Origin of the sequence: Chryseobacterium sp. SIMBA_029 (assembly GCF_046535275.1) — a bacterium.
Lineage (GTDB): Bacteria > Bacteroidota > Bacteroidia > Flavobacteriales > Weeksellaceae > Chryseobacterium.
In genome coordinates, this window is record NZ_JAWRXA010000001.1 from 247,184 (window position 1) to 260,356 (window position 13,173).

General features: G+C 38.1%; 10 protein-coding genes. 5 read left to right on the forward strand and 5 right to left on the reverse strand.

The features are described 5' to 3' along the window. Positions 1–12: 12 nt before the first annotated feature. The 4 genes from SB679_RS01200 to mug all read left to right on the forward strand — a co-directional run bounded on the left by SB679_RS01200 (position 13) and on the right by mug (position 3,260). Entirely contained in the window at positions 13–447 is a 435-nt protein-coding gene (locus tag SB679_RS01200) for a carboxymuconolactone decarboxylase family protein (RefSeq protein ID WP_410700412.1), read from the forward strand. 131 nt (positions 448–578) lie between these two features. Beyond that, on the forward strand, positions 579–2,042 hold the full coding sequence (locus SB679_RS01205) for a PLP-dependent aminotransferase family protein (protein ID WP_410700413.1): 1,464 nt from the start codon (positions 579–581) through the stop codon (positions 2,040–2,042). Between the two features lie 77 nt (positions 2,043–2,119). After that, positions 2,120–2,722, forward strand: a complete 603-nt coding sequence (locus SB679_RS01210) for a DNA-3-methyladenine glycosylase (protein ID WP_410700414.1) — start codon at positions 2,120–2,122, stop codon at positions 2,720–2,722. A 40-nt stretch (positions 2,723–2,762) separates the two neighbouring features. Further along, a complete protein-coding gene (gene mug, locus SB679_RS01215) occupies positions 2,763–3,260 on the forward strand; it encodes a G/U mismatch-specific DNA glycosylase (RefSeq protein ID WP_410700415.1) in 498 nt (165 codons plus the stop codon). Between the two features lie 64 nt (positions 3,261–3,324). Here the strand turns inward: mug and SB679_RS01220 are convergent, their stop codons facing one another. From SB679_RS01220 to SB679_RS01230, 3 genes are all read right to left on the reverse strand, one after another. Next, complete coding sequence (locus tag SB679_RS01220; RefSeq protein WP_410700416.1) at positions 3,325–4,506, reverse strand: Ca2+-dependent phosphoinositide-specific phospholipase C; 1,182 nt, start codon at positions 4,504–4,506, stop codon at positions 3,325–3,327. Between the two features lie 22 nt (positions 4,507–4,528). Beyond that, a complete protein-coding gene (locus SB679_RS01225; RefSeq protein WP_410700417.1) occupies positions 4,529–7,378 on the reverse strand; it encodes a TonB-dependent receptor in 2,850 nt (949 codons plus the stop codon). Positions 7,379–7,524: 146 nt separating this feature from the next. After that, positions 7,525–8,487, reverse strand: coding sequence for a helix-turn-helix domain-containing protein (locus SB679_RS01230; RefSeq protein WP_410700418.1), 963 nt, complete (start codon positions 8,485–8,487; stop codon positions 7,525–7,527). Positions 8,488–8,820: 333 nt separating this feature from the next. Here SB679_RS01230 and SB679_RS01235 point away from each other — a divergent pair, with 333 nt between their 5' ends. Continuing rightward, entirely contained in the window at positions 8,821–11,712 is a 2,892-nt protein-coding gene (locus tag SB679_RS01235; RefSeq protein WP_410700419.1) for an AsmA-like C-terminal region-containing protein, read from the forward strand. A gap of 63 nt (positions 11,713–11,775) precedes the next feature. Here SB679_RS01235 and SB679_RS01240 read toward each other — a convergent pair whose 3' ends face one another. Then, positions 11,776–12,201 (reverse strand): hypothetical protein, encoded by a 426-nt coding sequence (locus SB679_RS01240; RefSeq protein WP_410700420.1) that lies wholly within the window; start codon positions 12,199–12,201, stop codon positions 11,776–11,778. Between the two features lie 100 nt (positions 12,202–12,301). Beyond that, positions 12,302–13,081: an exodeoxyribonuclease III gene (gene xth / locus SB679_RS01245; protein WP_410700421.1), complete on the reverse strand. Its 780-nt coding sequence runs from the start codon at positions 13,079–13,081 to the stop codon at positions 12,302–12,304. Positions 13,082–13,173 lie beyond the last annotated feature (92 nt).

Genomic DNA, 13,173 nt, shown 5'->3' on the forward strand with positions numbered 1-13,173 from the left:
AATAATAATAAAATGGCAACACGTATTAAAATTGATCAGGCAGAACCGGCAGGATACAAAGCGATCCTGGGTCTTGAAAAATTCATTGAAAGCACTCCCCTTACGGCAACGCATAAGGATTTAATAAAAATCAGAGCTTCACAGATCAACGGATGTGCATTTTGTATTGATATGCATACAAAAGAAGCCCGAAAATCCGGTGAGACGGAACAACGTATTTATGCCCTTAATGCCTGGCGTGATACTCCTTTTTTCACTAAAGAAGAACGTGCGATATTAGCCTTAACTGAGGAAGTTACTTTGATCAGTAATCATGTAAAGAATCAAACGTACCAGGAAGCGCTGGAAGCTTTGGGAGAAACGTATCTGGCCCAGGTGATTCTAGCCATCATAACGATCAACGCATGGAATAGAATTGGTATTACCACCCAATTAATTCCTGGTTAGAATAATCATTTTTTATCTGAATTATCACTGTTTCCTTACTTTATATGGAAGCAGTTTTTTATAGAGTTTTACATCTATTAATAATTTTTTTAATATAAATTACAGGGTAAAATAAAAATACCTGACCTGGAATGTTACCTTACAAAACACTGATACAGCTTAACAGAGCATCAAATATTTCATTGTATATTCAGCTGTGCAATAGCTTTATCAGCCTGATTACCGATGGTACGCTGCAGGCTGGAGATGCATTGCCCAGTACGCGGACGCTTTCGGAATTAACCGCACTCAACCGGAATACAGTGAAGCTGGCCTATGAAGAACTGGTAAGCCAGGGCTGGGCTGAATCCATCGAACGTAAAGGCATATTTGTATTGTCTAAGCTGCCTGCCCTTTCTAAAAGTAAAAAAAATAGTTCTACCCGGGATTTGGATCTGCCAAAGGAATCATTTATATGGGATAATCCCTTTATGGGAAAGAAAGAAACTGAGAATTTCCAGCAATCAGTTTTAACGATTGATGATGGATTTCCTGATGTAAGGCTGACACCGATAGATCTGCTGATGCGTGAATATCGAAGCATCTCTAAAAAATTTTACGGGAAAAACTTCCTGAAATATGGATATCCACAAGGTTCGGAGCATCTTCGTAATGCCCTGTGCCGTTATCTGGCGGATACGAGGGGCTTAGTAGTTACTCCTGAAAATCTTCTGATTACAAAAGGCAGCCAGATGGGTATATATCTTGCCGCCCAGCTTTTACTGAAAGCATCGGATCATATAGCTGTAGGAGTATCCAATTATCGCTCTGCTGATGAAATTTTCAGATATACAGGGGCTTCTCTTTTAAGAATTCCGGTAGATGATTATGGGATGGATATTGATGTTCTTGAGGAAGTTCTGCATCATCATACCATTAAAGCGGTTTATATTATTCCGCACCATCATTTTCCCACTACGGTAACGATGAGTATGGAAAGGAGACTGAAACTTCTGAAGCTCGCCAAAGAATATCGTTTTGCGATCATTGAAGATGATTATGATTTCGATTTTCATTATGATAATAAACCCTATATTCCGTTAGCGAGTATAGACCACAACAGAAATGTTATCTATATCGGGTCTATTACCAAAACCTTTGCGCCTGCTCTACGAACAGGATTTATGATTGCTGAATCGGGTTTTGTGGAAGCTTCATCTTCATTGAGGCAGCTGATCGATAAACAAGGTGATTCCTTACTGGAAGAAGCGTTTTCTTCTTTGTTTGATAATGGAGAAATGGAAAGGCATTTCCGTAAATCGTTGAAAATATACAGACAGCGCAGGGATTTATTTTGTGAAATACTTCATAGCAGGTTCAGTGATGTGATTGACTTTAAAATTCCTGAAGGCGGCCTTGCTGTTTGGTCCGTATTTGATGCCTCCATTAACCTATCCGAGCTTTCACAATCTGCGGCAAAAAAGGGATTAAAAATAGCTGACGGCTCGTTTTATAATAATGAAATATTTATACCCAACGGTCTTAGACTGGGATTTGCATCACTTAATGAACAGGAAATTGAACAGTCTCTTGAACTGCTACGCAAAATTATCTGATCGATTGACATTTGATTCTTTAGGATAAAAATATAATTTTTGATTACCTTTAAATTTCATTATAACCTATAAAAGATTTGAAATTACCGTTTTCTTATTATCAAAATCAGGACGTTGTTTTTCTGGCAAAAGACCTCTTGGGAAAAGTACTTTTTACTGAGATTGAAGGAAATATCACCGCAGGCATTATCGTAGAAACAGAAGCGTATTTCGGGGTAATGGATAAGGCTTCTCATGCTTATGGCGGCCGACGAACTGACCGAACTGAAATTCTCTACAATGATGGTGGTCTTTCCTATGTGTATCTATGCTATGGCATTCACCATCTCTTCAATATAGTGAGCTCTGTTAAAGACGAGCCTCATGCAGTACTGGTGCGGGCTGTTGAGCCTTTACTAGGTATAGAGATTATGGAGTTCCGGCGGAATATGCCTGCTTCTAAAGCTGCTATTTCTTCCGGTCCAGGTTCTGCTGCGAAAGCTTTAGGCATTGACCGTTCTTTCAATACCAAAGATCTAACCGGAGAAGAGATATGGATTGAAGATCACAACATTCGGTATACACCGGATGAGATTACCGCCGGACCTCGTATAGGAGTTGCCTATGCCCAGGAAGATGCATTCTTGCCATGGCGTTTTTTTGTAAAAGGCAATAAATATGTGAGCAAGCCTAATAAATAATAGTAAAACAAAATCTATAGAATCTCCTTTAATTCAAACTATGTTAACCGATATCATCACCAACGATCTGACAGTCCTCTTTTGCGGAATTAATCCGGGATTAAAATCTTCGGACGACGGACATCATTTTTCAGGAAGAAGCAACCGTTTTTGGAAAGTTCTGCATCAGGCAGGATTTACCCCTTATCAGATTGAAGCTGAAAATGACACCAGTATTTTAGATTTTGGATATGGACTGACGACTGCCGTAGCGAGGGCAACATCCCGTGCAGATGAGCTTTCCAGTGAAGAATTTGATCATTCCCTTGAAACTTTCAAAAATAAAATGAACCAATTTCAGCCTAAATATATTGCCTTTCTCGGTAAAGCGGCATACAAAGCGTTCTCTGGAAAAAAAGAAATCCCCTGGGGACCTCAGGATGCAGATTTTTGTGGGGCTAAAGTTTGGGTATTGCCCAATACAAGCGGCCTGAACCGTGGCTTTGGTCTTGAAGATCTCGTAACTTCTTACTCAGAATTTTATAAAAATATCTTTTAACTAAGGATATGCTCTTTGTATAAAATAAAAATTCCGCCTCAGAATAACTTGAGGCGGAACTTTTTTATTGACATTCTCCGTTCACCGGATTGGCAAGAAAATCTTTATCCTGCGGAGGTTTCACAAAATAAGGCGTTCCATAGCTGTTTCCCGGTTTGAAAAAATCGGTGGATACCACTTGTGCCCCACTGCTGAAGGCAGCTTTTGAACGGGTGGGATCATTTACTTTAGCTTCATAGGTTTCAATATCCGCTCTTGTTCTTACCATAAATCCTTGTTGTACCATCTCTTTAATTTCCTTCTGACGGACCAGAGCATTATCTCTTAAAATAAAAGCTCCAAAATTGTCGTCGGGCTCGCTTTCCATGAACATAAGTCTTTTTTCCAGAGAACCGTTGACCAGATACGGATTATCTTTAGTAGATCGGGTTCCGGCACTTCCAGGAAGGAGCATCAGGATAAATTTGCCTCTGCTGTCTTCCAGCTTTGGCCAGTTACCATGAATAACCGCCTCACGCAAGGTGGGAAATGTCCCCTGAACCTCTTTGGGAGTAATGATCTTATTTTTTCCAAGATATTGAGAGATTTCCTTGTCCAGATCATCATAGGCTGTCTGATCGAAAGGTAAAACCTGAGTACTGTTGGGAAAAATAGGAAAACCTGAATCTTTAGCTTCGACCATTATAAAAATTGGGGTATGCTTCGGATTTTTATCAGACCACTGACGAAGTTCTGTTAATGCAGCTTTTAAAGTCGGATAATGGGATCTGAAATCAATATCTGCCATATGCAGTACTTTGAAACCTGGTTTGTCCAATCCTTGAATATTATGGGGAGCAAGATCTTTAACTCCTTTTTCGTTCAAAACACGATACGATGCAGGGTGATTAAAACGGTTTCCGGTAGGATCATAATACACATCCAATTCGAGACTGCGGAGATGGGCATTCAGCTGTTGAATAAAATCCGGATGATTGTAATTAAGCGCTTCATTAAAATCTAATCCGTTGGGGTGATATTCCTGAAATTTTGCTTTTTGTTCCGGAGACATCCCAGAATCATAGCTTTTCATGGCATTTTTGATAATGGGAGCTACTAATTCAAGCACTTTGGGATCCACAGGTTCTGCATAGGAGTTATGCGTTCCGAGCACCTGTATCTGATTGATTTTAATATTCCGGCATTTTTCCTGCGCATGGAATAACGTTGCAGCTGCTATGGCAGCAGTACAGATATATTTTTTCATAAAATTGAAGATTATTGTATTATTAAAAATTGAAAGTTGCACCCATCTGACCCCGTATCCCCGAATACGAAATATTTTCTACCCTGGATTTAATGCCCATATAATAGCGGTTGGGTTCATTGAAGATATTATTCAGTTCTACAAAAAGCCTTATGTTTTTGTGAATGCTGTAGGAAGCCGAAGCATCTACCGTAAAGTTTTTATCGAAATGCTGATAATGATCCGGACCTGCAGCAGTTCTTATTTCGCTTACATAGTTTCCTTTGTAATTTCCTGCCAGCCTGAGCATAAATGAACCGGTTTCATAAAATAAAATGGTATTAAAAATATGCTTGGCCTGGTTAGGAATCGTAGTTTTCATGGTTCCTGTCTGGTGGCCGTTTTCATATACCGGCATTTTCATTTCTGAAGCAATAAAAGTGTAGTTTCCTTCGAAACCAATATGTTTTAGAAACCCCGGAAGCCCTTCAAAACGTTTGGAAATCCCGACTTCAAAACCATAGAGTTTTGCTCCTTCCAGATTTTTAGGAGTGGTAAAGGTATAAGGCAGCCCATTGAGGCTGACAATCGATTGATCTTTATAAATCAGATCGGTAATATCTTTATAGAAAGCCCCGGCAGTTACAAGGTCAAGTTTTCCAAAATAGTTTTCTAACATCAGATCGAAATTATTGGAAAATGTAGGATTCAGCTGGGTATTTCCCTGCGTTATCGTGCTGGAGAGATCATTCACGATAGTACCGGGATTAAGGTCATTAAAATCCGGTCTTGCAAAAGATCTTGTGTAAGCAGCCCTCACAATCTGATCTTTACTCAGATTCCATTTCATATTGATCATCGGAAGAAATACATTGTACTTTTTACTGTCTTTAATGTCCTCTGCTGCAATTCCTGCCTGAGTGGAGACTACTTTTTTACCGTAAAAGGAAATATCGTTATATTCATTCCGTACACCGCCCAGTAACTGCAGTTTTTCATTAACTTTCCATGTACCCATAAGATAAGTTGCCCAAACATTCTCCTGTCCGCGATAAGAGCTGGTGATATTGGAACTGCTGTTTTTCCCGCTTACCTGCTGAAGTCCGAGACTGTTTTGGGTATCGGCATTGTAAAACTGGTCAATCTGGGTATTGGTAATCTGATTGATGATAACAGATTGATATGGATTTCCAAGAGGGTTCATAAAGCCTCCGTTCAATGGAAAATCCGTCTGTCCAAACTGATTCATATAACTTATTGGTGCGCCCGGAATTCCTAATGCTGATTTGGGCATCCATACCAATACGGCAGCATCTACCACTTTTTCCTTATTGTTGAATTTGGTTCCAAACTGTAATTTGAAATTTTCTGCAACCATATATTTCAGATCCACCTGGCCCCGCAAGTCTGTTTCGCTGTTGCGGTTCTGGCTGAGAATAACCTGGTTCAGCTTTAACTGATTGCCTGAAATGGTATTTTGATTATAGGGTAATGTATACGCTGTCTGATCGCCGACGCCATTGGGAGCGTCCATTGCAAAATATTTTCTGCCATCGGAAGCAAGATTTCCATAACCCATGGGCTGTATAAAATTAATAATAGGATATACCCTGTCATGTTCATCCAGCTGGCCCGGAGAATTGAATTTAAAAGCAGATCTTGCCTTCGATGCAGACCAGTCTATTTCCAGTCGCTGCCCTACCTGATGGTTTCCCCCAATCTGCATAGAATACAGATCTGTAAGATAATCCGCATGCCTTGCCTGCAGCATCACATTTTTACTGTCAAAATTAAAATATGTTTCTCTTACCGACTGCTGATCTTTGTATTGGCTGTATAAACCTTTGAAATACAGCTTGTTTTTACTGTTGATATCATAATCCATGGCATAATTGAAACCTAACGTTCTCCTGTCAGCCAGATAATCACGCAACTGCAGCTGATTGATAGAATTAGATGCAGTCCCACCCAGACCATAGTTGAAAATATTACGCATCTGGTCTATCGCGCTGGATCGCTGCCATATCACTGCCGAGGAAATGAACTTTAATTTGTCTGTAATTTTATTTCCGTAGACAATAGAGGAATTAAAAGTAGGCGATCTGGACATATTCACATATCCGGTGGATGTACTGATGGCGAGAGTTTCTTTGTTGGGTGATGTTTTTGTAATAAAATCTATGCTCCCTCCAATGGCATCTCCGTCGAGATCGGGAGTTAAAGCTTTGGACAAGCGTACATTTTGGATAAGTTCTGAAGGGAAGATATCCATCTGCAGCCCTCTGTTGGCATTATCACCACTGGCACTCGGCATTCTGTTGCCATTGAGTGTAGAAGAAGTCCATTGTACCGGGGTTCCCCGTACTGCGACAAACCTCCCCTCGCCCATATCTCTTTCAATGGAAACTCCCTGCATACGCTGTACAGCATCGGCTGCGTTACGGTCCGGAAGCTTTCCAATGGCGTCTGCACTTAAAACTTCCGTAATGGTATTGGAATTTTTCTTCATGGTAATCGCTCTGGCCTGAGATGCTTTATAAACACTGGTTACCACAACTTCCTGAATTGTATTTTCCTTGGCTTTGTTTTCTCTTATGCGGATCATCCCAAGATCTACAGGTTTTTTATCGCTAATAGTGAAAGGCAGATAGGTAATTTCATAGCCGGTATATTCAACGACAAGTCTGTAATTTCCGTCCGGAATATTACTTAGAATAAACGATCCGTCTGTATTGGATGTTATTTTTTCACCTTTATTTTCAAGATAGACCAAAGCATTGGGAAGATTCCCCTGATGATCTGTTACAACCCCATGTATGGTGGTTTGGGCTACCGCAAAGCTGCCTAATAAAAAGACGGCAGCGGTGGTTAAAAAAAATCTTCTTTGTAACATATTTTAAATTTGATGCAAAGATGTTTTGCCCCGAAAAAAAATAAGTTCATTTAAATTTTAACAGACTAAATTTGTATGTGATTGTTTTTAAGTAATTGATTTATTGGTATTTACAAATATTAAATAATTGTAACATCATCAAAAAGCTAAAAGGCATATTCTGATGGAAGGCAGTTAAATTCCTTTTTAAAATACTTGTAAAAAGTAGATTTGGATTTGAATCCGCATTGATACGCAAGATCTGTTACATTCGCATCTGGTTCTTCCTCAAGCATCCTCCTGAACTGCAGCACGCGGTTACGATTGGTATATTCATGAAAATTAGAAGAGAGATATTGACTGAAAGTAATGGTGAGATCGGTTTTGGAAACTGAGAGGTACTGGGAAAGCTGTTCCAGGGTAAAGCCTTCATCCAGATATACCCTGCTGTTGCTGTAAAATTCGGAGATGGAATGCTTTATATCCTCAAAATTTATTTTAGAAAGATCTTTGTATTGGTATTTTTCTTTAACAGTGATTTCTTCAGCGATGGCAGCAGCCAGTTTCTTCAGCTGTTCCTGGTACGTTAAAATATAAACGTACAAAATCCAGGCAAATTGAACTAAAAACAGAAGGCTGTAAATTTTTTGAAATAACAAAACGTCCAGTCCTAATGTAAAACTTCCCCAAAATGCCAAAGCACTCAGTAAAACAAACGATAAAAATAATCTGAATTTTTTAGCAAAAGGATTTTTGGTGCGGTTCTGAAACACATAAAGTAGGAAAATACAAACGCTGAGACTTCCGGTCCAATAATAAATATAAAAATTGAAGAAACAGGTCTTATACAGATGTAAAAGTGAATCTGCTTCTTTATAGCCGAACAATTTTATAGATAAGGCAAAGGTGTGGAATAAAACGATCATGCAGAAAGGATATAATAGATACTTCAGCTTATCCCGCCACTTGCTCTCAATAAGGTAAAGGGTAATGTACAGAAAAAGTAACCCTTTGAAGATTCTTAAGCTGCAGGGGATTTCGTAAAGAACAGATTCATAGCCGAATCTGTTGATAATAAAGTATTCATAGCCCATATCCAGGACTACGGTCACAATATAAAGCAGTAACATATTGTGAAAAGAATTTCTATTTTGCGCCAGGCAAAGTAAAACTGCCAGGGTAATAAAGGCCTGGAGAATAACTACAATAAATATGTACAGCATAAACGGTTAAATCTGTTCAAAATTATCAATAAAGAAGAAGTCTATTTTTAACGGAGCATTAAATTATTGATAATACTTCCTCTTTGAGAATCTCTGTATTTAGAATATGAAGTATCCTCCCCTTTTTGATTCTGAATTTAATATGTATGCAGGGAAAATGGCTTGATTTTAGATAATAAATAATTCATTATTCTTACTTATTATGTAATAATCATATTGTTGAATCAAAATTATAGATTTATGGAAAGATTTAAGAAAATAATTTTGAAAATTCTAAAATGGACTGGAATTTCAGTTGCATCAATTCTATTTCTGATGTTTATCATTCCTATTTTATTTCCCGGTACGATTTCTCAACAAGTGAAATTATTTGCCAATAAACATCTTGCCGGAAAACTTGATTATAAGAAAACACATCTTACTTTTTTCAGGCATTTCCCTTCCCTAACGGTTTCTGTGGATGATCTTATTTTAAATGGGTCGAAACCTTTTCAACAGGATACTTTATTAGCGGCAAAAGAAGTTTCTGTAGGCATCAATTTAAAAAATCTGATTTTTAACCGCGAAGTGAAGATTGATGAAATATATGTAACGGATGCTTACGCCAATGTTTTTGTGAATACCAAAGGAGAAGCCAATTATAACGTCTACATTTCCAAACCTTCCACAACGCCGAAAGACAGCAATGAAAAAGGAGCATCCATAAAACTGGATCTTATTAAGTTCAGGAACTGCCATATCAGATATAATGATCATGCAGCAAGAGTTTTAGTAGATGCAAAAGGGTTAAATTATACCGGAAAAGGAGGATTAAGTGAAGATATTTTTGATCTTAAAACGAATCTGGATATTGATAAAGTGGATTTTAGTCTGAACAGGATTTATTATGCGAAGCAAAAAACACTGCATGCCGACCTGATTACCAGAATCAATACGAATGCACTGACTTTCGTTCTACGAAAAAATGAGTTAAGAATCAATAATTTGCCATTAAAATTTACCGGAGATTTAAGTATTCTTAAAGATGGATATGATCTTAACATCAATGCAGCATCTGAAAAAACCACGATTCGCGATATGATTTCCGTATTGCCGCCACAATATCTGGACTGGGCAAAGGATACGAAAATAGAAGGTAACAGTGATCTGTTTTTCAGTCTGAAAGGTAAATTCAGTGAACCTAAAAAGCTTAAGCCGAGACTTATTGCCAAGCTGGTTGTAGAAAATGGATTTGTATCCAGCGGGAAAGCTCCAGTTCCTATGAACAACCTTAATATGGATCTCAATGTGGATCTTCCGTCATTGGACACCGAGCAATTGGCTCTGAATCTTAAAAAATTAAGTTTTGATCTTGGCCCGAATAATAATTTCCGGGCGGTAGTAAAAACGAAAGGACTGAATGAAATGCAGATCAAAGCAGATGTAAAAGGAGCGGTTAACCTTCAGACATTAGATCAGGCATTAGGATTAAAAGATATCGACATAAGAGGTCTTATCGATACCAACATCAAAGCAGACGGGATCTTCAGCCTCGATAAAAAGCTGTTTCCCATTACCAATGGATATATCAATCTTAAAAACGGTTGGCTGAAGACCAAATATTATCCTAACCCTATCCAAAACATCAGCATGGCAGCCCATGTTAAAAATACCGATGGTACTTTCAAAAGCCTTGGAGTACAATTGAATCCTTTCCAGTTTGATTTTGAGGGAAACCCGGTTTTTGTGAATGCTGATTTACAGAATTTTGAAGATCTGCTGTATAAAGTAAAGGCAAAAGGAGTTTTAAATGTAGGTAGAATTTATAAAGTTTTTGCTAAAAAAGGATTAGATATCAGTGGATTGATTATGGCTGATCTTTCTCTTAACGGACGACAAAGTTATGCCACTACAGGTCAATACAGCAAACTTGATAACAGAGGAACTCTGGTATTAAAGGATATCAAAGCCACTACAGAATATTTGCCGAAGTCATTTTATATTAAAGAAGGAAATTTCCAGTTTGAAAATGAAAAAATGTGGTTCAGAAAATTTTTTGCCACCTACGGGAAATCAGATTTTGCACTGAATGGTTATCTTCTGAACACGATTAATTATTTTATTGAAAGAAAAGGGACGCTTCATGGAAAGTTTGTCATGAACTCCAATTATATTCTGATAGATGAATTTATGGCGCTTAAAAATGGTGACAACACTGACAAATCTATAGAAGTTGAATACGCTAAAGCCGAAAACCCAAAAAGCAGCGGTGTAGTAATCGTTCCGAAAAATCTGGATGTAGCGCTGGAAGCCAATGCAAAAAAAGTAGAATTTAAAGGTTTAGGGCTTAATCATCTTAAAGGAACGGCTTCTGTAAATAAAGGAGAAGTTTATCTTAAAAACACCTCTTTTGACATTATTGGAAGCCGGATGAATATTCATGCCCGTTATCAGGACGAATCTCCGTTAACCGCTAATTATGATGTAGCACTTAAAGTTCAGGATTTTAATGTAGAGAGAGCGTATAAAGAGATTGATATGGTTCGTGAAATGGCGACTGCTGCAAAAAATGTAAAAGGAATTGTATCACTGGATTATAAGCTGAAAGGTGATTTTGATAAAAATATGAGCCCTATTTATCCATCACTGGAAGGCGGCGGTATTGTAAACCTTCGTGATGTGGAAGTAAAAAACCTGAAAATGCTTTCCGCAATTGGGGATGATATTGGTGCTAACGCGTTTAATAATCCTGATATGAAAGGAGTGACTATTGAAACGTTCATTAAAAATAATCTGATCCATGTTGATAAATTCACCTTCAAGGTTTCTATTTTAAGACCTTCTATCAGCGGAACGACAAGCTTCAACGGATTGCTGGATCTCCGGGTAAGAGTTGGATTGCCGCCTGCCGGATGGATCGGTTTTCCGGTCGTGGTAACAGGAACCCATGACAAACCGAAAATAAAAATTTTCAGCAAAACCGGACAGGGAATCGTAGACGCTTTATACAATAAAAAATCCAACAAAGTAATCCGGGAAGAAAGAAGAGCTGAGAAAAAAACGCGTCAACAACAGCGTAAAGACAAAGAAGCTCAGGAGAAAAAAGCGGAGAATGCCGAGAAACAGGTCAAAAAAGATCTTAAGGAAAAATAATTTATTAGTAAATAGTAAAAGCCGGAGCCCAGATATGTTATCTGGGCTCCGGCTTTTTAAGTTTTAAATACTGAAAATAATTTTCTTAGATTTTTTCAGAGTATAACTGTCTTTATCTTTAGAAAGTTCGTAAGCTCCTTTTTTGTTTTTATATACCGTGGTATCTCTGTATTCAAGAGCTCTGGTAAGTATGATGCTTCCTTTGGCATCAGGCATAAATACTTCTGCTTTCTTCCCATCTTTACTCAAAATAACCACCGCATTGGCTATATAGGATTTTTTGGAGTCAGCTTCTTTTAGCTGTATTTTTTCTTCAAAAAGCTTGATGCATTTATCTTTTACCACCGAAAAAGTATAGCCTGCCGAACCGATGCAGCCATGTTTATCTTTATCAGAACCTACTGCTTTTGGAGTTGTTTTCTGTGCAAATCCTGCTGTGGCAAACGTTACGGTCATCATCGCCGCCAGTAATAAATTTGTGTTTTTCATATATTGAAATGTTTAAGTTAATATTCTAATATTACGTAAAATGTTTTAATTCCCACCAATAATTAATTTATCAAATGAATCATTCTGATGAGAAAAATAATTACTTTTCTTTTTGTAATTCAATCCATACAGGAGCATGATCGCTGGTCTTTTCCCATCCCCGGACATGGCGGTCTACTCCACCCGATTGTAAACGGGAAACGAGATAAGGACTTAATAAAATATGATCCAGCCTTAATCCCGCATTCCGGTCGTATGATTTGTACAGATAATCCCAAAAAGTATAGATTTCATCATCGGGAAATAAGGTACGGATAGAATCAAGCCATCCTTTTTTAAGCAGTTCCTGATAGGCTTTTTTTACTTCAATTCTATACAGCGCATTATCTTCCCACCGCTCCGGATGATGAGCATCCAATGCCGTAGGAATAATATTGAAATCACCAATGATAATGGCGGGAAGTTCCATGCTGATGAGTTCATTCGTCCGTTTTTTCAGACGTTTAATCCATGACAGTTTATAATCGAATTTCGGTCCCGGATAAGGATTACCGTTGGGAAGATAAAGACAGCAGATGACCATTTGATCAATAATGGCTTCAATATACCTGCTTTGAACGTCTTCAGGATCTCCGGGCAGCGTATTCTGAACTTCTGTGATTTCAAGATCTTTGGTGAGAATAGCAACCCCGTTCCAGCTTTTCTGTCCTTTCCAGATCGCCTGATATCCGGCAGCGTTAATTTCTTCTATTGGAAAACGTTCCTGTGGAGCTTTCAATTCCTGAAGGCAGACAATATCGGGTTGTGCTTCCTTCAGCCATTGAAGTAAGACCGGCAGCCGCCCGTTGATTCCATTCACATTATACGTTGCTATTTTCATGATTTGGATAAATTATTAGATCTCTTTTGGTCATAAGGCAATAATTATTCCATCAAAATATATGATTAAATGAAAAATTATCAAAATAACAT

Excerpts from the sequence above, each read along its gene's own strand:
- SB679_RS01200 (WP_410700412.1), top strand. The coding sequence starts at position 13 with ATGGCAACACGTATTAAAATTGATCAGGCAGAACCGGCAGGATACAAA.
- SB679_RS01205 (WP_410700413.1), top strand. The coding sequence starts at position 579 with ATGTTACCTTACAAAACACTGATACAGCTTAACAGAGCATCAAATATT.
- mug (WP_410700415.1), top strand. The coding sequence starts at position 2,763 with ATGTTAACCGATATCATCACCAACGATCTGACAGTCCTCTTTTGCGGA.
- SB679_RS01220 (WP_410700416.1), bottom strand. The coding sequence starts at position 4,506 with ATGAAAAAATATATCTGTACTGCTGCCATAGCAGCTGCAACGTTATTC.
- SB679_RS01225 (WP_410700417.1), bottom strand. The coding sequence starts at position 7,378 with ATGTTACAAAGAAGATTTTTTTTAACCACCGCTGCCGTCTTTTTATTA.
- SB679_RS01230 (WP_410700418.1), bottom strand. The coding sequence starts at position 8,487 with ATGTTACTGCTTTATATTGTGACCGTAGTCCTGGATATGGGCTATGAA.
- SB679_RS01235 (WP_410700419.1), top strand. The coding sequence starts at position 8,821 with ATGGAAAGATTTAAGAAAATAATTTTGAAAATTCTAAAATGGACTGGA.
- SB679_RS01240 (WP_410700420.1), bottom strand. The coding sequence starts at position 12,201 with ATGAAAAACACAAATTTATTACTGGCGGCGATGATGACCGTAACGTTT.
- xth (WP_410700421.1), bottom strand. The coding sequence starts at position 13,081 with ATGAAAATAGCAACGTATAATGTGAATGGAATCAACGGGCGGCTGCCG.